Here is a 20,522-nt window from a genome sequence, read left to right as displayed (position 1 = left end):
CCCTTTGATGAGGCCATGGCCAGTCCCGATCTCACCCCGTTGCCGCTGTCCCACCGGCCGGCGCGCCGGCTCCTCCAACTCTTCGGGGGCCTGGCCCTCTACGGCGCGTCCATGGGCATGCAGGTCCGCGCCGAGCTGGGCCTGGACCCGTGGGACGTGCTGCACGAGGGCCTGACCAAACGGTCCGGCCTCAGCTTCGGACTGATCACCGCCATGACCGGCGTCGCCGTGTTGCTGCTGTGGATCCCGATGCGTCAGCGCCCCGGAGTGGGCACGGTCTCCAACGTCGTGATGATCGCGCTCTCCGTCGACCTGACCCTGGCGCTGCTCCCCACACCCTCGTCGTTGCCGGCCAGGATCGGACTGTTGCTCTCCGGTGTCGTCCTCAATGGACTGGCCAGTGCCGCCTACATCGGCGCGCGGCTCGGCCCCGGCCCCCGCGACGGCCTGATGACCGGGTTCTGCGCGCGCACCGGGTGGTCGGTCCGGGTGGTGCGGACCGGGATCGAGGTGTCCGTGCTCGCGGTGGGCTGGCTGCTCGGCGGGACGGTCGGGGCCGGCACGGTGGTGTACGCGTTGGCGATCGGGCCCCTGATCCAGCTCTTCCTGCCCCGCGTCGTGGTCTCCACCCCTGTCGCGCCCCCGGTGCGTACGCTCGCCTGACATGCCACGAGTCATGATCGCCGAGCGGCCGGGGGCCGGACGCACCGAGGACCGGGTCGTGGTCCTCCCGAACGCCGTCGCGCTGCTCGACGGGGCCACGACCCTGCTGCCCACCGCCCACGACGGCGGCTGGTACGCCGAGCGGCTCGGCGAGGCGCTGCGGACCCGCCTGGCCGACGGGACGGGCACGGACCTCGCCGACGTCCTCGCCGCCGCCATCGAGGACGTCGTCACCACACACGACCTCCGACCGGGCGAGTCCCCGTCGAGCACGGTCGCCCTGGTGCGCTGGGACGACGAGGTGGTGGAGGGGCTGGTTCTCGCGGACAGCCCGGTCGTCGCGTTCACCGACGCCGACGTGCACGTGGTGGCCGACCACCGCCTGGCCCAGGTTCCCCGCACCGTCGCCTACGGGCCTCGACTGCGTGCCGGCGGCGGCTTCGACGACGAGCACTGGGCGACTCTCGTCGCCTCCGCGCGCGGGGTGCGGGAGTGGCGCAACCGGGAGGGCGGGTTCTGGGTCGCCGAGGCCGTGCCCGCCGCCGCCCACCAGGCGGTGCGCGCGAGCTGGCCGAGGGCCGACGTGCGCGCGGTGGTCATGGCCAGCGACGGGGTGTCCTGCGGGGTCGAGGACTACGGCGTCTTCCCCGACTGGTCCGCCCTCCTCGCCTGCGCCGAGCGGCACGGCCCCGACGCCGTGCTGGACCGGGTCAGGGCCGCCGAGGAGAGCGATCCGGACGGGCGGCGGTGGCCGCGCTCGAAGCGGCACGACGACCAGAGCCTGGCCGTGATCCGGTTCGACGGGGCCGCGCCACCGCGGTGACGACGCCGACAACTCCCTCGATCACGCTCGGTCGATCGGCCATGATCCCGACATGCCCAGGAGAGCGGACAGGCCGCCCGACGGGCGGAGATTCACGACGCGCCCGGCGGTTTCGCCCGACAGGGCTACGACACCTCGGAGATCGAGGACGTGACGGCCGAACGGGGATCAGGGTCCCCGCTGGACATGGGACGCCACCGAGCGGTTCCCGGTGCGGCTGATCATCTCCCATCTGCCGTTCACCGAGACGGGACCGCCGTCGGCCCGATCCTGAAGGGAAACCACGCATGACCCTGGTCGAACGCCTGGTCGCTCCCGGCGCCTCCCGGGGCGAGGTCGTCGCCAGCTTCGGCGCCGCCGGCGCCGGCGCGGTGGCGGCCCTGGCCCTCACGCTCCACGCCGGCCTGCCCCTGCTCGCCGTGGTCGTCGTCGCGCTGGTCGCCTTCGACCTGTTCGGCGGCGCCGTCGTCAACGCCACCCACTCGGCCAAGCGCTGGTACCACCGCGAGGGCCGCACCAACCGGCACCACCTGGTCTTCGTCGCGGTCCACGTCCAGCCCTTCCTGCTGGCCCTGGTCGTGCCGGGCTTGCCGTGGACGACGGCGGCCACGGTCTACGCGGTGTCCCTCGCCTCGGCCGTGGCCGTGGTGTGCGCGCCGGACCGGTCGCGTCGGCCGGTCGCGTTCGGCGTGACGGCACTCGCCCTGACCGTGGTCACGGCCCTGACCACCGTTCCCGCCGCGATCTCCTGGTTCGCCCCGGTGATGCTGGTGAAGCTCCTCCTCAGCCATCTGTTGCCGGAGGAGGCGACGCGGGACATCTCCCGGTCGGCGCCGGTCGGGGCTCCGTAGCGTCGCCGCGTGGCGACGTCAGTCGTCGACGAGGGGGCGGAGGAGGTCGAGGAGCTGGCGGCGCTGCCCGGTGGTGAGCCCGGCCAGCACCGCGTCCCGTTCGCCGACACCCCGGCGCAGGCGCCCGGCGACCTCCTCGCCCTCCGGGGTCAGCACGACCAGTTTGACCCTCCGGTCGCGGGGATCGGCCTTCCGACCCACGTACCCCTTGACCTCCAGGCGATCGACGATGCCGGTGACGTTCGAGGCGTCGCAGCGCAGGTGGTCGGCGAGCACGCGCATCGGCGTGGGCTCCCTGAGCCAGATGAGCAGTCCCGCCTGTTGGGGGGTGAGGCCAACGTCGTGCACGGCCGAGGCGAACTCGACCTTCAGCCGCTCGGCGACGCCGACCAGCACGCGGGCCAACTCCAGCGCCTGGTCCTCGTCGCCCCCGTGTGTCACGGGACCAGCCTAATGATCACTCGACCGGCCGAGGAACGCGCTTCTTGATCTAGTCCTGGCGGGGGTGTCCCGGAGGCGCGCCCTCCTCCGAGGCGAGGCTGGCCAGCACGGCGGACACGAGAGCGCGGACACCCGTCGCCAGTGATCCGTCCGGGTCCGGCGCGAAGGTGGCGGTGTGCGGCCCGGGGAGCGCGCCGAGCTTGGCCAGGCCCGCGCCCGGCGTCTCGTCCCACGTCTCGCGGAGTGTCCCGCCGAAGAACCAGAAGCTGTAGGGAACGGGCGCGCCCTCGTACCTCCCCGGCCCGGGAAGGCCGTAGTACGCGAAGTCCTCGCTGCCCATCACGGGGTCGATCGTGATCACCGAGCCCTCGCCGAGGAACTCCTCGTGCGTCGCGCGGATCAGACCGTCCAGCGCGGAGTCGTTGCGGGTCAGGGGAAAGCGCGCGGAGAGCGTGATCTCCGGTTCCCTCGGGCACCGGGCCGCCCGCGTCTCGGCGTCGGCGATCCGGCGGATCGCCGCCACCACCCTGTCCCGCGTCGCGTCGCTCCGCACCCGGACGTTGACCGACAGGCGCGCCTCGTCGGGGATGACGTTCGCTCGGGAGCCCGCGTGGAGCGCGCCGACGGTCACCACGGCGGGTTCGGCCGGGGCCAGTTCGCGGGAGACGATCGTCTGCAACCGGACCACCAGGAAGGCCGCGACCACCACCGGGTCCACCGCGGCCTCGGGGAAGGAGCCGTGGCCGCCCCGCCCGAAGATCCGGATCTCCACGTTCGTCGCCGCCGACATCAGCACGTCGGGGCTGTGCGCCACCAGACCCACCGGCAACGCCTGGACGTGCTGGCCCACCGCGACGTCCGGCTTCGGGAAGCGGGTGAACAGGCCGTCGGCCAACAGGGCGAGCGCGCCCTCCGCCGTCTCCTCGGCGGGCTGGGCGACGGCGAGCAGCGTGCCCGACCACGTGTCCCGCGCGCGGGCCAACGCCTCCACGGAGCCGATCAGAGCGACGGTGTGCACGTCATGACCGCACGCGTGCATCACCGGAGTCGCACTGCCGTCGGGCAGCGCACCCGACGCCGTGCTGGCGTAGGGAAGTCCGGTGCGTTCGGCGATCGGCAACGCATCCATGTCGCCCCGCACCATCACGACCGGACCGTCGCCATTGCGCAGCAGTCCGACAACACCCGTGCCGCCCACACCTGGCGTCGTGGTCAGCCCGGCTGCGGCGAACCTGTCAGCGACGATCGCGGCGGTGCGCCGCTCCTGGCCCGACAGTTCGGGATTCCGGTGCAGGTCCTCGTACAACGCCCGGAGCTCGGGAAGGCGTCCCTCCAGATCGGACAGCACGTCCCCGGCCCGCCGCGCGGCGCGCCGCGCGACATCCCGCAGCCGCTCGTCGTCACCGCCACCCCGACCGACACCGGCCGAAGCTCCTCGGTGCCCCACGGGACGACCATAGATGTGGGTGCCTCCCCGCGCGCGGCGATCAGTCGGCCGTCGCCTCACCACCGTCGGAAGAGTCAGGCAGTCGGCGAAGCTCGGTGTGCTTCCGCGCGTTCCCCCGCGCGAGTTCGACGGGGTAGCGACGCTCGTTCCGCGCGATCTTCGCGTGGGCCGCCGCCACCAGGTCGATGTCGCAGACCGAGCAGAGCCGCACCAGGTACAGCAGAACGTCCGCCGCCTCGTCGGCGAGACGGTCCCGCAGCGGCCCCTCGGCCAGCGCCGCGCGGATCTCCTCGTCCGTCAACCACTGCAACTCGGCGACCAGTTCGCCCGCCTCACCGGCCAACGCCATCGCCAGGTTCTTCGGCGTGTGGAACCGCTCCCACTCCCGCGCCGCGGCGAACTCGCCGAGCCGACCCGCCAACTCCTCGTACGACCCCATACCCCGAACGGTACGGAGCGGACGTCAGGGACCAGCGGGGCTAACGGCCTCGCCCCATCGGCGGCACTGTGGCGGTCCTCTCCACCGAGACTCATCCGGCACTAGGAAAGGAAGCCGCAGGGCCAACCGGAAGCCCGAAGCCCCCAGAGGTCGACGGGCGTCCCGGGCATGACAAAAGGCAGGCCGCCCACCGGGGCGGCTTCCAAGCACGAGGATCTGAGCGGCCCCGGCTCTTCGGGGTCGGGGAGCTCTGAGTTCAGTGCGTCACAAGCTATCCCCGATGTCGCAGCCCTCCTCAAGACCAGCACGGGAGTTGCGATCCTCACCGGCCCCAAAGGGCCAGTGCTGCCGTCGAGATGGAGTTGGTGGGCCTGCCGTGTGTCCTGGTTGCGATCCTCATCGGCCCTCAGGGACCGGGGCTGCCGCCGAGGCCCCCCGTCGGCGCGCACGTCCGCGCGTCGTTGCGATCCTCATTGACTCTGAAGGGCCGGTGCTGCTCGGCGGGCACCGCTGGGCATCCGTCCCGGTGCACGTTGCGATCCTCACCGGCCCCAAAGGGCCAGTGCTGCGCCCTGCCTGACCGGCAGGACTTCGTGGCCACCCACAGGGTGAGCACGGCGTTGAGGCTACCGAGAACAGGACGCGCCGACGAGGAAGTTCGGAACCTCCCGACGCGCGCCGCCCAGCACTCCAGGTTCCCAAGCCGCCACCCCGGACATCCGACACGAGCAAGAACGCGCCTGTGGGGCGCTTCTCAACACCCAGAAGCCCGCCACAAGGTCACCAGCTCCGGTGGAGCACACCCTCAAGCCCGTACTCGACACACCGGCGCGACGATCCTGCTCCTGCTCGGCGTGCCCGAGCGGGCTGTGATGGTGATCACTGGCTGGTCGAACAGTGCCATGGCCAAGCGCTACCAACACCTGATCGCCGCCATCCACTGGGAGATCGCCCGACGGCTCGGGAACTTCCTGTGGGGCGGGGGCAACTGAGACCCGAACTGAGACCCCGGACACGACGAAGGGCCGCCCAGACATGGGCGGCCCTCGGTGCTCTTGCTGCTCAGAGAATGTGGTGGCCAGGGGCGGGGTCGAACCGCCGACCTTCCGCTTTTCAGGCGGACGCTCGTACCAACTGAGCTACCTGGCCTGGGCGGCCGGCCTCCTGGCCGATCGCTGTGGCGACCCCGACGGGACTTGAACCCGCGACCTCCGCCGTGACAGGGCGGCGCGCTAACCAACTGCGCCACGGGGCCTCGTGGCATTTCTATTGTAGTGCGTGCCCCCAACGGGATTCGAACCCGCGCTGCCGCCTTGAAAGGGCGGAGTCCTAGGCCGCTAGACGATGGGGGCTTGACCCTCGCGGCGTCCCGCTCCGGTCACTCCCTCCAACGGCTGCCCGTTGGAAGCATCGAAAGCTTAGAACACGATCCCGCCAAACACCAAAACGGGGGGTGGGCACCCCGGCCGCCACGGGCGTTCCCGCAGGTCAGGAACTGTGTTGCCACTCCAGGGCCGATCGAGGAGGCTCGGTCCATGGAGCAGTTCCCGCTGCGCGGACGGGTGGCGCTGGTGACCGGGGTCAGCCGCCGGATCGGCATCGCGTACGCCCTAACCCGCAGGTTGGCGGCGTGGGGAGCCGACGTCCTCGCCCACTCGTGGGCCCCGCACGACGCCGAGCAGCCCTGGGGCGAGGACCCGCTGGGTGCGGAAGGTGTTCTCGGTCACCTCCGCTCCGAGCTGCCGAAGGGCGCCGGCCGGGTGGTCGGCCGGTCCGGGGACCTCGGCGACCCGACGGAGCCGGCGGCGGCCGTGGACGCCGCGGTCGCGGCGTTCGGCGCGATCGACGTCCTCGTCGCCACCCACGCCCGGTCGAGCCTCCAGGACCTGGCCGGGTTGACCGTGGCCGAACTGGACGCCTGCTGGGCGGTGAACGTCCGGGGGACGCTGTTGCTCGCCCGGCGCTACGCCGAGGTGCGCGACCACTCCCGCCCCGGCGGCCGCGTCGTGTGGTTCACGTCCGGCCAACATCTCGACCCCATGCCCGGCGAACTGCCGTACGCGGTGAGCAAGGGCGCGCTGCACCAGCTCACCCTGAGCCTGGCGGCCGAGTTCGCCCCGCGAGGCGTCACGGTCAACTGCGTCAACCCTGGACCGGTCGACACCGGGTACGCCGACGAGGCGACCTACCAGTGGGTGAGGGAGCGGATGCCGTTCGGGCGGTGGGGCCGACCCGACGACGTCGCGGACCTCGTCGGTTGGCTCGTCAGCGACGCGGTGGCGTGGATGACCGGCCGGATCCTCGACCACGACGGGGGTTGGTCACTGCGCGTACAGCGGTGAGCTGGCGCGCGACTCCCCCACCCAGCCCTCGAACCACACGTCCGTGGCGATCCCCCGCAGCACGAGGGGCCACAGCTCGCGGGTCCGCTGGGTCACGTCGGTGCAGCGGTTCAACGAGCAGGAGATGATCCGCGCGCCGACCAGGGCCGCGTTGACGACGCGGGCGGCGACGGCGGGGTTCACGCCGTCCCGCAGCAGCCCGCCGGCCCCGGCCTGGTCGAACAGCTCGAACAGCACCCGCTCCCACAGGGGGTAGGGCGACGGCAGGTCGTTGTCGATCAGCCCGCTCTCGCAGGACAGCCGTAATCCCGCGCGGACCACGGTGTCGGTGGCGATCGCCCTGGCGAGGTCGTCCACCAGGCCGACGAGCATGCGGAGCGGGTCGACCCCCTGCTCCACCCAGCGTTGGTACAGCTCCGGCCACACCGCCTCCTGCGCACGCACGAGCGCCGTGGCCAGTGACTCCTTCGAGGGAAAGTGGAAGTAGAAGGCGCCCTTGGTGACGCCGCTGCGGCGCAGGATCGCGCTCAACGGGGTGGCCGCGTAACCCGCTCGGTCGAACTCCTCGGCGGCGGCCGAGAGGATGGCCTGTCGGGTGGCGTGGGCCCGGTGCTGCTGCGGCATGGCGGCTCCGGCTCGTCGACGCGATCGGGAACGGAATCCACGGGGTGACTCCACGGCGGGGGAGGTCCCGCCCCACCCATGATCACCATCGGTACGTGAAGTTACCGCTTGTCCCCGATGGACGCACACACTCACCACAACGTCGTAAAGCCGGATGACGGCGCGATGACACGCCGTGACATCTGGCGCCGTTGCCGCGGAAGGCGACCGGTCGGTATGTTTCTGACGTGCCGTGTTCGCGCAGGCGCGCCCCCGGGGGGTGTGCGCCTCCACGCGTCGCACAGGCGAGGTGTCCGGCGTCGGGGTCGCCTCGTCGAGCGGGGTGAGGTGGGGGGCGTGGCCCTCCGGTCCCGGAGGTCGACGCCACCCCCACCTCCTCCGGCGCGTCGGCGCCGACCACCGCGGCCGTCGTCGGGTTGCCTCGGCCGCGCCCGTCGGCGACGTGCGGTCACCGCCGGACGGGCGGGATCCCCTCCGCGTCCGGCACGAGTCCGAGCATCTCCAGCAGCATGCGGCAGTCGGCCGCGTCGAGCGCGCCCCGCGCGACCGCCATCCGGGCGCGGTGCACCTGTTCGGCTGAGATCCGGGATGGTTCACCCGAGCGTTGTGTCGGCACTGTCGGCCCAGGGCGGGAGACCGACTCTTCCTGTTGCCACAAGAACTTCCGCACGTCCAGCGACCCGCTCACGACGCCTCCCCGACTTCGACTTCGGGCACAAGCTATCTACCGGCCCGGACCCCCGCAGCCCCCCGCAGTGTGATTCCGCGACGACCGTGAGTAGTCGCACGCGTGGCTCGCGCAGGCCGCTCGGCGTCCCTTGTGGACGCTGTCGTCGGGTGGCTCGACCGCGACGGAGAACTGACCGGGTCCGTCAGCGCCGTCGCCTACCTACCCAGGGGTTGGAAACGTCAAACGACGGCTCCAGCCAGCCGCCGATCTCCTCGTCGTCCTCCTCCGCCCATTCGGCCGGCTCCGCGACCAGCCGGAGGGACGCGACCACGGGCACACCGGCGCCGGGGACGGCGGCGGCCACGCGCGGCGACGGGGCGGACGGGAACGCCGGTGTCGGCGGGGGCACGGGGACGGGAGGGGCGTGGCCCGTCCGCACCCAACGGGCCGGGACCGGGAGGCGCGGCCCCCGCGCGAGCGGCGCGTCGGTCGCGCGGACCCGCACCCACTGCCCGCCGCCCCGGTTCCCGCCGCCCATGGTCGCTGCGACGTGTCGACCTCGGCACAGGTTCCCCCGAACGGGGAACCACGAGGGGGTGACGGCCGTCGGAGGGCACGCTGACCGGGGCGGGGAGGAGGCGGCGTGGCCGAGGGCACTAGGAGCGGCTTCGCCGCGCTCAGGGCCAGGGCGGCCCGGGTGGACGACGGGCTGTTCGCGCTGCGTCACGACCTGGCCGACCGGGTGGTGACCGCCAGGGACGACGGGGACCTGGTGGAGATCGGGGTGTCGCCGTCCGGCGAGGTCGTGGAGGTGGCGGTGAACGCGGCCCTCGTGGACCGCGTGGCCCCCGCCGTGCTGGCCGACGCCGTGCTGCGCGCGGCGAGGCGGGCGCAGCGGGACGCGCGGCGCCTGCTGGCCGAGCGCAGCGAATACCACCTGGGCACCCCGACCGACGGCGGCGCTCCGGCCTGAGCCGGGGCGACCGGCGGAACGACGACGTGGAGGAGGGCCATGCCCGGCTTCGAGACGAGTCCCGAGAACCTCGGGCGCGCGGCCAGTGACATCGACGGGGCGATCGGGCGGCTGGAGGCCGCGCGGCGCGCCCTGGCCGACGCGCACGGCGACCCGAGCGCGTTCGGGGCCTCCGACGAGGGCGTGGCTCTCGGCGCGAAGTGGAACGCCGCGGTGGACGCCCGGCAACGCGAGGTGGTCGAGGCGATCGCGATGCTGCGCGACCTGCGCGCGGGTCTGGACGACTCGCGGCGCGAGTACGAGGACGCCGAGCGGGACAACAGCGAGACCGTCGGCGCGGTTGAGGGAGGTTCGCGGTGAGGCACCCTGCGCTCGACGACGCCGCCCGGGGCGTCGACAAGCTGCGGATGGCGTCCGACCGGATCCACAGCGCGAACCCGGTCGAGGCGCTCCAGCACGTGGACTGCGAGCCGGAGGCCGTCCGCGCCAGGACGCGCGCGGTGTTCGAGGCGGCCGAGCTGGTGGGCCAGGCGGCGGACATCGTGGCCAGGGCGGTCGCGGCCGCCCGGCAGGGGTGGCGGGGCGAGGCGGCGGACGCGTTCGGCCGCGCCGGCGAGGGCGCGGTGAGCCACCTGCGCGCCACGCATGACCGCACCGACGCCACGGGCAGGGCCGGCCAGGCGATCGCCGACCGCCTCGACGCGCTCGCCCGCGACGCGGGGGCGGCCTCGACGTCGAGCGCGCGGGGCGCGGACCCCGCCTGCGACGTCGTGCTGGGCGGCGGCCCGTCCCACCCGCACTTCGTGGAGGCGGCGGAGCGGGTGAACCTCGCCGTGAACGACGTGATCACGGTGTGCGAGCGGGCCGTGACCGAGGTCGGCCAGCTCGGCGCCGTCCTGGACGGCCTGGCGTAGCCCGGGGGGAACCTCGACGGCGATCGATCCGACAGCAGCGCGTCGAGGCCGGTCGCCGTCACCGGCGACAACGGAGAGCGGCACTCCACAGTGGACCGCGTCGTGGTCCGATGTGGACGCCGAGTGGGGCCGCGCCGCGGGCGAGGACCCTCGGCGGGATGATCCGGGGCTGCGAGAAGTTGCCCGGAAGACGATTTCCGCGAGCAATTTGGTCCATGTCACTCCCCAAGCCCCGGGCCGCGTGTCACAATCCCCTCGCTGACACACCCCCGGTCAGCACCTGTGGAGATCCCCTCCGGCCCCCGCGTTCCTCCCCCTGGCGCGGGGGCCTCTCCGTTTCTGGAGCCGGTCACGACGCCGCCACCGCCGCGCCAGGACGACAACCGGATCGACGGCCGGATCGGCGGCTGGGATCGACGACCGGCGTGGCCCGCCGGGGACGTGGCGCAGGACACAGGGGACTGGCGCGTCGCAACCGAACCGTTATCGTTGCCGCCGTGCCCCTAGGACTGACCAAGATCGGCAGAGCCGCCAAGGCCAAGGCCGGACGCCACCACCAGCCGGAGTCCGCCGAGGTCGCGGGCGGCGAGCCGGACCGGGACCTGGACTCGTACCTGGCCGCGTTGGCCCCCGAGTCCGAGGTGGAGACCACCGGCTCCGGGCGTCGTTTCGGTAACGCCCAGGTGTACCAGCTCCGCCTGTCGCTCAAGGCCAACGAGCGACTGCGGCAGCTCGCCGAGGAGCGGGAGAGCTCGCCGCTCGCGCTGGCCACCGAGTGGATCATGCAGCGGCTGGAGCAGGAGACGCACGAGCCGCGCGCGGCGTGGAAGACCTACCCGAACCTGCGGCCGGTCGGCGAGCCCGCGGCGGAGGCGACCGAGCCCGGCGACGAGTCGGAGTGGGAGACCGCCCGCCACGACTGGCGCCTGTAGCGGCGTCTGGCGCCTGTAGCGGCGTCGGGGCTTGCCGCGCCGCCGCGCCGGGTACCCCGAGTCGGTGGCGACCCGAGGACAGCGGCGCAGCGCGGCCGACTTCCTGCCCCCTGACGTCGACGACCTCGACCAGCTCCGCGGCGCCGCCGCGGGCTGCCGGGGATGCGACCTCTACCGCAACGCGACGCAGACCGTCTTCGGCGACGGCGCACCGGACGCCCGCGCCCTGCTCCTCGGTGAGCAGCCGGGTGACCGCGAGGACGTCGCCGGCGAGCCGTTCGTCGGCCCCGCGGGGCGGTTGCTCGACCGCGCGCTGGCCGAGGCGGGCATCCCGCGCGAGCGGACGTACCTGACGAACGCGGTCAAGCACTTCAAGTTCGTGCCCCCGGAACGGGGCAAGCGCCGGCTGCACAAGCAGCCCAGCGCGGCCGAGGTCTCGGCCTGCAAGCCGTGGCTGCTCGCGGAGTTGCGCCTGATCCGCCCCGAGGTCGTGGTGCTCCTCGGCGCCACGGCGGGCAAGGCGCTCTACGGCGCGTCGTTCCGGGTGGGCGACCGGCGGGGCACGGTGTTCCCCCTGCCGGAGATCGAGGGGGTCGAGGGCGTCGCGGTCGCGACCGTGCACCCCTCGTCGGTGCTGCGCGCCGACGACCGGGACGCCGCGTACGCCGCCTTCGTCGCCGACCTCCGCGTGGTCGCCGAGGTTCTCGCGACCTGAGCGGACGTTCGTCAGCCGGCCGGTCGCGCCTCTCGCCATCCTCGGATTTCCCCGCGCCTCCACGGGAAGTGGTCCTCCTCTTCTCGTCGTGCCAGGCCGCGGTCGTGGGGATCTTCGGGGTACGACAGGTGATCACCTTTTGGCCGTGGCGAGGCGAGGACGCGGCCTGGAAGACCACTCTTTCGACGGTTTCCGCCGTTCTCCCCTCTACCGGGCGACGTCCAGGGCCCGGTTTCTGTCAGACCTCCGTGCGACGTTTGAAGTGGGGGTTCCCCCGGGGCTGAAGCCTGTAGTGCACGGAGGTGGTGCACCGGTGTTGGAGCCGAGGCGGGCGCGGGTCAGCGGGCGGTGGCAGTAGACGGCCCGCCTGTGGGGAACATGCCGGCGGGGTGAGACCAGGCCTCGTGGTTGGCCGCACGGCTCGTGGTTGGCCGCAGGCCTCGTGGTTGACCGCAGGCCTTGGTCCGCATGCGCGGCAAGGCATGTGCCGGGTGGGCTCCTCCCCCTCATGTGATCTATCACCTTCAGTGAGCAAGTACCGTCCGGAGCCATGGGAGGCCAGACACGCGGTGTCCTGTGGCGGGCGATCACGATGATCAGCGCTGGCCTTCTCGCGCTGACCGGGTGCACCTCCGCCCCCACACCCGATCCCCTCCCCTCCACGCCCGAACCCGTCGTGCGCTCGGTCGCGTGGACGCCCTGTGGTGACGGGGCGGAGTGCGGCAAGGTCGACGTCCCCCTTGACCACGCGCGCCCTGACGGGGAACGCATCACCATCGCCCTGGCCAGGCGGCGCGCGTCCGATGCCAACCAGCGCAGGGGAGTGCTGTTGGTCGCGCCGGGCGGCCCCGGCGAGTCGGGCGCGCAGATGGTGTCGATGGAGCCCGAACGGTTCACACCGGCCCTGCGACAGCACTTCGACCTCGTGGGCTTCGACCCGAGAGGGGTCGCGGCGTCGACCGCCGTGCGGTGTCCGCGCGCGGAACCGACGGACGTGGTGCCCGACGACGCCGAGGAGTTCGAGCGGATCCGCTCCGCGAACGAGCGGTACGCCAAGGGCTGCGCCGAGCGGACGGGCGACCTGTTGCGGCACCTGGACACCGGGTCCAGCGCACGGGACATGGAGTTGGTGCGGCGGGCGCTGGGCGAGGACAAGGTGAGCCTGTACGGCACCTCCTACGGCACGCTGCTCGCGGCCAGCTACGCGGAGCTGGCGCCCGGCCACGTGCGGGCGATGGTGCTCGACGGCGTGGTGGACAGGACGACGCCGCTGGACGCCGCCGTGGCCAGGGAGGCGGCCATGCTCGACGAGGTCTTCCGGGACTTCGCCACGTGGTGCGCGCGGACTCCCGACTGCGCCCTGCACGGACAGGACGTCGGGGCGGTGTGGGACGAGCTGGTGGCGAGGGCGAAGCGGTCGCCGATCCCGTCGTCGACCGGACAGGGCGCCGACGACGAGGCGCTGCTGGCCGCCGCCTACCGCATGCTCTACACGTCGGGGAACTGGCCGGCGCTGGCCGCGTCGGTCCGACTGGCCGTCGAGGGCGACGCCTCGGCGTTCGTCGACCCGGCCGAGAGCCCGTCGGCCACGGCCTCGTCCGCGCCGACCTCCGTGGTCCTCCCCGCCCCGGACCCGGCCTATGACCAGGACGGGCTCCAGGCCGCCGTGGTGTGCGCCGACCGACCGCCGCCGTTCCGCGACCGGGAACGCATCAGCGAGCTGGCCCAACGGGTGGCGGCGCAGGCGCCCCGGTTCGGGGAACACGTGGTGTGGAGCCAGTTCCGCACGTGCCTGGGGTGGCCCGAGACGGGAAACCCGCCCACCGCGCCGTTGCGCGCGCCGGGACTGCCACCCGCGCTCGTGCTGGGGTCCAACGGCGACGTGGCGACCCCGCTGGTGGGTGCGAAGGCGGTGGCCGAGCAGCTCCCCGGCAGTTCGGTGCTGGTGCTCGACGCGGACGAGCACGGGGCCTACGGCGGGTTGTCCGGCTGTGTCGACACGGCGGTGGAGCGCTATCTGGTCGACGGCGCTCTCCCGCCCTCCGGAACCACCTGCGCGGTGTCCTGACGGCGCTGTAGCGTCGGGACGAACCCGACTCGTGCGAGGTGGTCAGCATGCTCGGCCCTGCCCCGCTTGACCCCGCCTTCCAGCAGCCCGCCCCGACCGACGACCCCGAGGAACTCGCCGACGACGGCAACCGCCTCGTCGGCGTGACGGACCGCGACGAACTCGATCCCGCGGAACTGGCCGACGACGGCAACCGGGTGGTGCCCGGGGTCGAGCCGGACCTGGACGACCTGGACGGCTGACCCGCGGCCCGCCGAGGGCGGCCGGCGAGCGCGTGGTCGGAGAACGCGTGGTCGGAGAACGCGTGGTCGGAGAACGCGTGGTCGGAGAACGCGTGGTGGGCGCGTGAGCGCGCCCACCACGCGCGCGAAGGTCAGTCCATAGTGGACCCTTCTTGGGGCGCGGGCGTCCGCGCCAGCGGTTCCCCGCCCTCACCGGGATGGGCTCGCCCACCCCCACGTCCGTGGGCCCGCCGGTCACGGCACCGCTGCACCCGCGAGTCCGGAGCCGCCACCCCCACGTCCGTGTGCGCACCGGCCACGGGCGGGTCAGGCGCGCACGCCCTCCAGAAGCGCGGTGACCCGGGCCTCCACGTGCGTCACCGACTCGGGGTGCGTCAGCACGTGCAGGCGGTCCTCGGCCACGGCGTCGAGGATGATCTCGGCCGCGCGCTCGGGCTCGATCGCCGAGCGCATCTCCCGCTCGAACGCCGTCCTCATCCCCTCGACCAGCCACGCCGGCTGCTCGGGCCGCTCCGCCAGGCCGGCCGGCCGGTTCCGGTCGGCCTCCAGGATGCGGGTGCGGACCATCGCCGGACACACGACGGTGACGCCGACCTTCGGCGCGAGATGCTCCAGCTCCGCGCGCAGCGTCTCGGAGAGCGTCACGACCGCGTGCTTGGTCGCGTTGTACGGGGCCATGAAGGGCGGGCTGGTGAGCCCGGACAGCGAGGCGACGTTCACCACGTGCCCTCGGCGCGCGGCGACCATGTGCGGCACGAAGGCGCGGATGCCGTTGACGACCCCGCCCACGTTGACCGACCAGACCCAGTTCCAGTCGTCGACGGGGATCGTCCACGCCGGACCGCCGCCACCGCCGACCCCCGCGTTGTTGACCAGCAGGTCGACGCGGCCGAACCGGTCCAGCGTCGTGGCCGCGAGCCGGTCGACCTGGGCGGGGTCGGCGACGTCGGTGACCACGGGCGCCGCGCCGTCGCCCAGCTCGGCGGCGGCCTCCGCCAACGGCCCCTCCTCGACGTCGGCCATCACGACGTGCAGCCCGCGCCCGACCAGCGCGGCCGCCACCGCGCGGCCGATCCCGCTCGCCGCGCCGGTGACCACCGCGACCTGCCCCTTCTCCAGCCTCACGGGGTCCTCCCCTCCGCCGCCGAGCGCGTCCTCCCGAGCGCCGAGGCGAACGCGGTCAGGTCGTCCTCGGTCCAGTCCGCGCCGAGCACGGCGTCCGCGACCCTGCGGACCGTCTTCGCCGCCTCGGCCAGGCTGCGCTCGCCGAGCGGGGTCAGCACGGCGGGGCCCAGCCGGGCGTCCCGTTCGTCGCGTTCCCTGGCGACCAGGCCGAGCCGTTCCAGCGGGACCAGGGCCCTGGTCACCCCGGACGGCGACAGCCCGACCTGCTCGGCCAGGTCGACCCGGCGGATGCGCGGGGACCGCGCCAGCCTCAGCAGGATCACGAAGTCGGTCAGGCCCAGCCCGTACGACGCCAGCTCAGCGTCGAACCGGCGCACCAGCGCGTTCCGCGTGGACAGCAGGTCCAGCAGCAGCGTGAGGCGCTCGTTCTCCTCGGTCATGCCCGTTCCTCCCCCCCAAATAGGTGACTACTCAAAGAGTACGCACCCTTTTGCCGGGGGCAACGCCTTTTCGCGCGCGTGACGGATGACGAGGACGTGCCGGCGACCCTCGAACGCGGGGCCCGTCGCGTTGCCCCCGTCGACACCCCGGGTGAGGATGTCCCGTGAGCCAGGACACAGCCAACGAGCGGTGACCAGCGGTTCGCCGACGTGTCGGGCGCCCCGGACCACCTCGACGGAAGGGGTTCGCGATGACGACGGTGGCGCGCACCCCCGTCGAGATCCGCCCGGAAGGGGAACACCGTCCCCCGAAGGGGTCCCGGCTCCTGGCCCTGCTGTGGACCACCGACCCCAAGCGGATCGGGCTGCTCTACCTCGTCACGGCGTTCGCGTTCTTCCTCGTCGGGGGCGCCATGGCGATGCTGCTGCGGGCCGAGCTGGCCCGACCCGGGCTCCAGTTCCTCTCGACGGAGCAGTACAACCAGCTCTTCACCATGCACGGCACCGTGATGCTGCTGCTGTACGCGACCCCGATCCTGTTCGGGTTCGCCAACTTCGTGCTGCCGTTGCAGATCGGCTCGCCGGACGTGGCGTTCCCGCGCCTGAACGCGTTGTCCTACTGGCTCTTCCTGTTCGGCGGCGTCCTGGTGGTGTCCGGCTTCCTCATGCCGGGAGGCGCGGCGGACTTCGGCTGGTTCGCCTACACCCCGCTGTCCGGCGTGCGGCACTCGCCCGGCATGGGCGGCAACGTGTGGGCCGCCGGACTGATCGTGAGCGGACTGGGCACGATCCTCGGCGCCGTCAACATGTTCACGACGGTGATCTGCCTACGCGCGCCCGGCATGACGATGTTCCGGATGCCGATCTTCACCTGGAACATCCTGGTGACCAGCCTGATGGTGCTGCTGGCCTTCCCGGTGCTGACGGCGGCGCTGTTCGCGCTGCTCGCCGACCGGCACCTGGGCGCGCACGCCTTCGACCCGGCCAACGGCGGCGCGATCCTGTGGCAGCACCTGTTCTGGTTCTTCGGCCACCCCGAGGTCTACATCGTCGCGTTGCCGTTCTTCGGCATCGTCACCGAGGTCATCCCGGTGTTCAGCCGCAAGCCGATCTTCGGCTACAAGATGCTGGTCGTGGCCACGTGGGCCATCGCGGCGCTCTCGATGATCGTGTGGGCACACCACATGTTCGCCACCGGCGCCGTGCTGCTGCCGTTCTTCTCGATGGCGACGTTCCTCATCGCCGTGCCCACCGGCATCAAGTTCTTCAACTGGTCCCTGACGATGTTCCGGGGACAGCTCACGTTCGAGACGCCGATGCTGTTCTCCCTCGGCTTCCTGCTCACGTTCCTGCTCGGCGGGCTGTCCGGGATCATCCTCGCCTCGCCGCCGCTGGACTTCCACGTCACCGACACGTACTTCGTGGTCGCCCACTTCCACTACGTGCTGTTCGGCACGATCGTCTTCGCCACCTTCGCCGGGATCTACTTCTGGTTCCCCAAGATGACCGGCCGGCTGCTCGACGAACCCCTGGGCCGGCTGCACTTCTGGACCACGTTCCTCGGGTTCCACGGCACGTTCCTCGTGCAGCACTGGCTCGGCTCGCAGGGAATGCCCCGCCGGTACGCGGACTACCTGCCCACGGACGGCTTCACCCCGCTGAACACGATCTCCACGATCGGGGCGTTCCTGCTGGGCGCCGCCACGCTGCCCTTCCTGTGGAACGTCTTCCGGAGCTACCGCTACGGCACGCGGGTGGACGTGGACGACCCGTGGGGACACGGCAACTCACTGGAGTGGGCGACCTCCTGCCCGCCGCCGCGGCACAACTTCCTCGCCCTGCCCCGGATCCGCTCCGAGCGCCCCGCCTTCGACCTGCACTACCCGGCGTTGGCCCTCCACCAGCAACCGGAGGCGCACCCGAAGGTGCGCAAGGTTCACGAGGCCGAGTGACTGAACCCGGCCGGGGCGCGGCGGACGCTCAGCCGGGGAGTCGCAGCAGGACCCACGTCGCGCGGCTGATCTCCGCGACGCCGGGGCGCGGACGGGCGGCGAGCCAGCCCGCGATGACGCCGAGAAGGGCGCCGCTCAGGTAGTCGGCCCGGACGGTGAGGGGAACAGCGGCGAGGGCGCCGGAGCGGCGCGCGGCGGCGAGCTGTTCGGCGATCTCCGAGGCGATCGCCTCCCTGAGCCGGGCGGCGAAGCGACCGCTGCCGCTCGGCCCGAGCATGCGCGTGTAGAGCACGTCGTTCGCGCGCACGTGCTCGAAGAGCTCCGCGACGGCGGGCGGCGGCTCGTCGGCCGACGACCGGTCGGACAACGCGGGGCAGCGCGCCGCGGCCGACGCCAGTCCGCGGACGGCGTCCTCGACGGCGTCGAGGAGGAGGTCGTCGCGGTCGCGGTAGTGCAGGTAGACGGTCGCCCGACTGATCCCGGCCCGCTCGGCGATGTCGGCGACCGCGATCGCGTCGAGATCCCGTTCCGCCGCGAGTTCCAGCGCCGCGGCCCGCAGCGAGGCGCGGGTCCGGCGCACACGGGGGTCCTCAGCTCGTACCGCCACGTCGCCAGCCTAGTTAATAGACGCTTGTCGTGTAGACGACAGGTGTCGTAAAGTTCGACTTCGACAGAAGGAGTCGAGGTGACACGCATGCGCATCGTGGTGTGGGCGGACATGGTCTGCCCGTGGTCCTACGTCGGGAAGCGCCGCCTGGACCGCGCCCTGGAGCGGTGGCACGCCGAGGGCGGCGAGCCCGTGGAGGTGCGCTGGCTGCCCTACCGGGTGGACCCGACCGCCCCCGACACGCCCGAGCCGCTCGCCGAGGTGCTCGACACCCCGATGGCTGAGGAGATCGCGCTGCGGTGCGGGGGCGGCTCCACCGCGACCGCCGTCAGGCAACGCGTCGCCGACATCGCGCTCGCGGAGGGACTGGGCCCGCCCTGGGGCGCCGCCTGGCGGGTCAACAGCTTCGACGCCCACCGGCTCCTCGCCCTCGCGCACGAGCGCGGCGCGCCGGGAACGCAGCACCAGCTCGCCGAGCGCCTGCTGCGCGCGCACTTCGTCGAGCGGCGCGTGATCAGCGACCGCGACGTGCTCCTGTCCCTGGCCGACGAGGTCGGCCTGGGCGACCTCGGGGCGGCCATGGACGCGGGAGAGGGCGCCGAGCAGGTGCGGACCGCGTTGTTGCGAGGCAAGGCCAGGGGCGTCGCCACGTCGCCGACGTTCGTCGTCGGGCGCAGGGCCGTGGCCGGCGCGCAACCCGTCGAGGCCCTGCTCGACCTCCTGCGCCAGCCGGTGGAGCCCGTCGCCGTGACCGGGCCGGTGGCCGACTTCCGGGAGGCCGAGGCGCTGCTCGCCCTCAACGACCCGCTCGGCGCGCTGCGGCTGCTGCGCCCCCTGCTCGACGAGCACGGCGACGACCGGGCGGTGCGCCTGCTGGCCGCCCGCGCGTACCTCGCGTCCGCCCAGCTCAACCGGGCCGCCGCCACCCTGGAGGGTCTCGTGGCGCAGGACCCGGCCGACGACTACGCCCGGTTCCTGCTGGGCCGGAGCGCGGAACGGCGCGGGCGGTCGGAGGAGGCGCTGCGGCACTACCGGGTCGCGGTCGCCCTCGCGCCCCGACCCGAGTACGCCGAGGCCGCGGCCAGGGCGCGCGCCGAGGTCTGACCCGGTCTGACCGGTCCCGCGCCGTCACTCGTCAGGGGGTTCGCCCGGAAGAGCCTTCACCACCCCGTTGCCGATCCGTGCTCGGCCGTGGCGGGCCGCTGCCCCTAGGCTCGCGCCACACGCGGGGATCACCGCGTGTGAGCGGGAAGGGGACACAGGGTGACCAACCCGAACTTCCAGGAAGCGGAGATCGCCGACCTCGGCGACCTCGAGGAGTTCGACGAACTCGACCTGGACGACGAGGAGGACGAGGACGACGACTGAGGGCGTCCTCGCGCACGGTCCCCGGGGCCACAGCCGGCCCCGGGGACCGCGTCGCACGCGCGGGCCGGCGCCCGTCGGGCCTTCCCCACCCCACGGACGCCGACCCGAGGCCATGGTAACCAACCTTCGAACGGCTGTTCGACCGGCCGACCGGGTGGTGGCCGCGCGCCGCGCCCGGCGCCCCTCGGACCGACCGACGCGCGTCCCCGCGCCCGGCGAGGTGCCATGCTTCTGCGACGACGATGGAGCCAGGACGCGCCCCGGTCGCGCCCTGGTGGAATCGGGGGACAACCACACGCGAGCGAGGGAGAAACCGGATGGCCGACAGGTACGACGGGGTCTCCGGCCACATCGAGCGGCACCTCGGCCGGATCCGGGACGCGGAGTCGCCGACCCTGCACGGCCCGAACCAGGGGTACACGCTGGCGGTGTACGAGCACCCGGAGTACGACATGGTCTCCGTGATCAGCAACGGGGTCTGCTTCCAGCAGGTCGACTCGATGCTGCCGGAGGAGTTCGTCTGCACGCTCCAGTCCGACCAGGAGGAGATCGCCGCCTTCCTGGTCAACGTGATCTGCGAGATGGTCGTGCGCAGCGGCCAGGGCCTGGAGTTCGACCAGGCGGTGGAGAACACCCAGCCGCTGGTGCCCGACACCAGGATCCACGGCGTGCTCGCCTCACCCCACCCCTACCTGAGCACCGACTTCGACGTCTTCCACGACGCCTACGGCGAGCCGGCGCTCCAGATCATCACGTTGGTGCCGATCACGTTCGCCGAGGCCAAGTACGTCGAGCAGTTCGGGGCGGACGCGGTGCGCAAGATCTGGGAGGCCAAGGAGACCGACCTGCTCGACGTCTACCGCTCCTCCTCGATCTAGCTCGGTCC

The 20,522-nt window shown here is 72.8% G+C and carries 23 protein-coding genes and 3 tRNA genes; 15 read left to right on the top strand and 11 right to left on the bottom strand.

Annotation, left to right across the window (positions count from 1 at the left end):
- The first annotated feature begins 15 nt into the window (after positions 1-15).
- From yczE to LX15_RS15645, 3 genes are all read left to right on the top strand, one after another.
- Positions 16-663, top strand: a complete 648-nt coding sequence (gene yczE / locus LX15_RS15655; protein WP_253670316.1) for a membrane protein YczE — start codon at positions 16-18, stop codon at positions 661-663.
- 1 nt (position 664) lies between these two features.
- A complete protein-coding gene (locus LX15_RS15650; RefSeq protein ID WP_253670315.1) occupies positions 665-1,486 on the top strand; it encodes a hypothetical protein in 822 nt (273 codons plus the stop codon).
- A 287-nt stretch (positions 1,487-1,773) separates the two neighbouring features.
- Entirely contained in the window at positions 1,774-2,337 is a 564-nt protein-coding gene (locus LX15_RS15645) for a hypothetical protein (protein WP_253670314.1), read from the top strand.
- Between the two features lie 18 nt (positions 2,338-2,355).
- On the opposite strand, the gene LX15_RS15640 is transcribed toward LX15_RS15645, so the two are convergent.
- The 3 genes from LX15_RS15640 to LX15_RS15630 are packed head-to-tail and all read right to left on the bottom strand — an operon-like array spanning position 2,356 to position 4,664.
- Positions 2,356-2,778 carry a MarR family winged helix-turn-helix transcriptional regulator gene (locus tag LX15_RS15640; protein ID WP_253670313.1) on the bottom strand — a complete coding sequence of 141 codons (423 nt, stop codon included), beginning with the start codon at positions 2,776-2,778 and terminating at the stop codon, positions 2,356-2,358.
- Between the two features lie 49 nt (positions 2,779-2,827).
- Positions 2,828-4,225 carry an amidohydrolase gene (locus LX15_RS15635; RefSeq protein ID WP_253670312.1) on the bottom strand — a complete coding sequence of 466 codons (1,398 nt, stop codon included), beginning with the start codon at positions 4,223-4,225 and terminating at the stop codon, positions 2,828-2,830.
- A 40-nt stretch (positions 4,226-4,265) separates the two neighbouring features.
- Entirely contained in the window at positions 4,266-4,664 is a 399-nt protein-coding gene (locus tag LX15_RS15630) for a nucleotide pyrophosphohydrolase (protein WP_253670311.1), read from the bottom strand.
- A gap of 854 nt (positions 4,665-5,518) precedes the next feature.
- Between LX15_RS15630 and LX15_RS15625 the strand changes: the two genes are divergently transcribed.
- Positions 5,519-5,656 carry a hypothetical protein gene (locus LX15_RS15625; protein WP_253670310.1) on the top strand — a complete coding sequence of 46 codons (138 nt, stop codon included), beginning with the start codon at positions 5,519-5,521 and terminating at the stop codon, positions 5,654-5,656.
- Positions 5,657-5,736: 80 nt separating this feature from the next.
- Here LX15_RS15625 and LX15_RS15620 read toward each other — a convergent pair.
- The 3 genes from LX15_RS15620 to LX15_RS15610 all read right to left on the bottom strand — a co-directional run bounded on the left by LX15_RS15620 (position 5,737) and on the right by LX15_RS15610 (position 6,016).
- Positions 5,737-5,813: transfer RNA gene (locus LX15_RS15620), tRNA-Phe, on the bottom strand.
- Between the two features lie 29 nt (positions 5,814-5,842).
- Positions 5,843-5,919: transfer RNA gene (locus tag LX15_RS15615), tRNA-Asp, on the bottom strand.
- 24 nt (positions 5,920-5,943) lie between these two features.
- Positions 5,944-6,016, bottom strand: a tRNA-Glu gene (locus tag LX15_RS15610).
- 183 nt (positions 6,017-6,199) lie between these two features.
- Here LX15_RS15610 and LX15_RS15605 point away from each other — a divergent pair.
- Complete coding sequence (locus LX15_RS15605) at positions 6,200-7,006, top strand: SDR family oxidoreductase (RefSeq protein ID WP_253670309.1); 807 nt, start codon at positions 6,200-6,202, stop codon at positions 7,004-7,006.
- On the opposite strand, the gene LX15_RS15600 is transcribed toward LX15_RS15605, so the two are convergent.
- Together LX15_RS15600 and LX15_RS15590 are read right to left on the bottom strand one after the other, a co-directional pair.
- Entirely contained in the window at positions 6,986-7,630 is a 645-nt protein-coding gene (locus LX15_RS15600; RefSeq protein ID WP_253670308.1) for a ScbR family autoregulator-binding transcription factor, read from the bottom strand. The genes LX15_RS15605 and LX15_RS15600 overlap by 21 nt on opposite strands.
- A gap of 872 nt (positions 7,631-8,502) precedes the next feature.
- Entirely contained in the window at positions 8,503-8,838 is a 336-nt protein-coding gene (locus LX15_RS15590; RefSeq protein WP_253670306.1) for a hypothetical protein, read from the bottom strand.
- Positions 8,839-8,943: 105 nt separating this feature from the next.
- Here LX15_RS15590 and LX15_RS15585 point away from each other — a divergent pair, with 105 nt between their 5' ends.
- From LX15_RS15585 to LX15_RS15555, 7 genes are all read left to right on the top strand, one after another.
- Positions 8,944-9,273, top strand: coding sequence for a YbaB/EbfC family nucleoid-associated protein (locus LX15_RS15585; RefSeq protein WP_253670305.1), 330 nt, complete (start codon positions 8,944-8,946; stop codon positions 9,271-9,273).
- Between the two features lie 39 nt (positions 9,274-9,312).
- A complete protein-coding gene (locus tag LX15_RS15580; protein WP_253670304.1) occupies positions 9,313-9,633 on the top strand; it encodes a hypothetical protein in 321 nt (106 codons plus the stop codon).
- Positions 9,630-10,187, top strand: a complete 558-nt coding sequence (locus tag LX15_RS15575) for a hypothetical protein (protein WP_253670303.1) — start codon at positions 9,630-9,632, stop codon at positions 10,185-10,187. Before LX15_RS15580 ends, LX15_RS15575 begins: the two co-directional genes overlap by 4 nt.
- A 497-nt stretch (positions 10,188-10,684) precedes the next feature.
- Positions 10,685-11,119, top strand: coding sequence for a hypothetical protein (locus LX15_RS15570; RefSeq protein ID WP_253670302.1), 435 nt, complete (start codon positions 10,685-10,687; stop codon positions 11,117-11,119).
- 64 nt (positions 11,120-11,183) lie between these two features.
- Positions 11,184-11,834: a UdgX family uracil-DNA binding protein gene (locus tag LX15_RS15565; protein WP_253670301.1), complete on the top strand. Its 651-nt coding sequence runs from the start codon at positions 11,184-11,186 to the stop codon at positions 11,832-11,834.
- Positions 11,835-12,384: 550 nt separating this feature from the next.
- Positions 12,385-13,902: an alpha/beta hydrolase gene (locus LX15_RS15560; protein WP_253670300.1), complete on the top strand. Its 1,518-nt coding sequence runs from the start codon at positions 12,385-12,387 to the stop codon at positions 13,900-13,902.
- 47 nt (positions 13,903-13,949) lie between these two features.
- Positions 13,950-14,144, top strand: a complete 195-nt coding sequence (locus LX15_RS15555; protein WP_253670299.1) for a hypothetical protein — start codon at positions 13,950-13,952, stop codon at positions 14,142-14,144.
- Positions 14,145-14,450: 306 nt separating this feature from the next.
- Here the strand turns inward: LX15_RS15555 and LX15_RS15550 are convergent, their stop codons facing one another.
- Both LX15_RS15550 and LX15_RS15545 read right to left on the bottom strand, forming a co-directional pair.
- Positions 14,451-15,269 carry an SDR family NAD(P)-dependent oxidoreductase gene (locus LX15_RS15550; RefSeq protein WP_253670298.1) on the bottom strand — a complete coding sequence of 273 codons (819 nt, stop codon included), beginning with the start codon at positions 15,267-15,269 and terminating at the stop codon, positions 14,451-14,453.
- Positions 15,266-15,709: a MarR family winged helix-turn-helix transcriptional regulator gene (locus LX15_RS15545; RefSeq protein ID WP_253670297.1), complete on the bottom strand. Its 444-nt coding sequence runs from the start codon at positions 15,707-15,709 to the stop codon at positions 15,266-15,268. The genes LX15_RS15550 and LX15_RS15545 overlap by 4 nt, the downstream gene beginning before the upstream one ends.
- 251 nt (positions 15,710-15,960) lie before the next feature.
- On the opposite strand from LX15_RS15545, the gene ctaD reads away from it, so the two are divergent.
- Positions 15,961-17,661, top strand: coding sequence for an aa3-type cytochrome oxidase subunit I (ctaD, locus tag LX15_RS15540; protein WP_253670296.1), 1,701 nt, complete (start codon positions 15,961-15,963; stop codon positions 17,659-17,661).
- A gap of 28 nt (positions 17,662-17,689) precedes the next feature.
- Here the strand turns inward: ctaD and LX15_RS15535 are convergent, their stop codons facing one another.
- Positions 17,690-18,241 (bottom strand): TetR/AcrR family transcriptional regulator, encoded by a 552-nt coding sequence (locus LX15_RS15535; protein WP_253670295.1) that lies wholly within the window; start codon positions 18,239-18,241, stop codon positions 17,690-17,692.
- Positions 18,242-18,355: 114 nt separating this feature from the next.
- Between LX15_RS15535 and LX15_RS15530 the strand changes: the two genes are divergently transcribed.
- Both LX15_RS15530 and LX15_RS15525 read left to right on the top strand, forming a co-directional pair.
- On the top strand, positions 18,356-19,372 hold the full coding sequence (locus tag LX15_RS15530; RefSeq protein WP_253670294.1) for a DsbA family protein: 1,017 nt from the start codon (positions 18,356-18,358) through the stop codon (positions 19,370-19,372).
- A 581-nt stretch (positions 19,373-19,953) separates the two neighbouring features.
- Positions 19,954-20,514, top strand: a complete 561-nt coding sequence (locus tag LX15_RS15525; protein ID WP_253670293.1) for a suppressor of fused domain protein — start codon at positions 19,954-19,956, stop codon at positions 20,512-20,514.
- Positions 20,515-20,522 lie beyond the last annotated feature (8 nt).

The organism is Streptoalloteichus tenebrarius, from assembly GCF_024171885.1.
Lineage (GTDB): Bacteria > Actinomycetota > Actinomycetes > Mycobacteriales > Pseudonocardiaceae > Streptoalloteichus > Streptoalloteichus tenebrarius.
The sequence above is the reverse complement of the archived record's forward strand: the minus strand, read 5'-3'. Positions and strand labels throughout refer to the sequence as shown.

Coding starts and splice junctions, on each gene's coding strand:
- LX15_RS15545 (WP_253670297.1), bottom strand. CDS start 15,709: ATGACCGAGGAGAACGAGCGCCTCACGCTGCTGCTGGACCTGCTGTCC.
- LX15_RS15605 (WP_253670309.1), top strand. CDS start 6,200: ATGGAGCAGTTCCCGCTGCGCGGACGGGTGGCGCTGGTGACCGGGGTC.
- LX15_RS15600 (WP_253670308.1), bottom strand. CDS start 7,630: ATGCCGCAGCAGCACCGGGCCCACGCCACCCGACAGGCCATCCTCTCG.
- LX15_RS15650 (WP_253670315.1), top strand. CDS start 665: ATGCCACGAGTCATGATCGCCGAGCGGCCGGGGGCCGGACGCACCGAG.
- yczE (WP_253670316.1), top strand. CDS start 16: ATGGCCAGTCCCGATCTCACCCCGTTGCCGCTGTCCCACCGGCCGGCG.
- LX15_RS15590 (WP_253670306.1), bottom strand. CDS start 8,838: ATGGGCGGCGGGAACCGGGGCGGCGGGCAGTGGGTGCGGGTCCGCGCG.
- LX15_RS15560 (WP_253670300.1), top strand. CDS start 12,385: ATGGGAGGCCAGACACGCGGTGTCCTGTGGCGGGCGATCACGATGATC.
- LX15_RS15630 (WP_253670311.1), bottom strand. CDS start 4,664: ATGGGGTCGTACGAGGAGTTGGCGGGTCGGCTCGGCGAGTTCGCCGCG.
- LX15_RS15645 (WP_253670314.1), top strand. CDS start 1,774: ATGACCCTGGTCGAACGCCTGGTCGCTCCCGGCGCCTCCCGGGGCGAG.
- LX15_RS15525 (WP_253670293.1), top strand. CDS start 19,954: ATGGCCGACAGGTACGACGGGGTCTCCGGCCACATCGAGCGGCACCTC.
- LX15_RS15580 (WP_253670304.1), top strand. CDS start 9,313: ATGCCCGGCTTCGAGACGAGTCCCGAGAACCTCGGGCGCGCGGCCAGT.
- LX15_RS15555 (WP_253670299.1), top strand. CDS start 13,950: ATGCTCGGCCCTGCCCCGCTTGACCCCGCCTTCCAGCAGCCCGCCCCG.
- LX15_RS15530 (WP_253670294.1), top strand. CDS start 18,356: ATGCGCATCGTGGTGTGGGCGGACATGGTCTGCCCGTGGTCCTACGTC.
- ctaD (WP_253670296.1), top strand. CDS start 15,961: ATGACGACGGTGGCGCGCACCCCCGTCGAGATCCGCCCGGAAGGGGAA.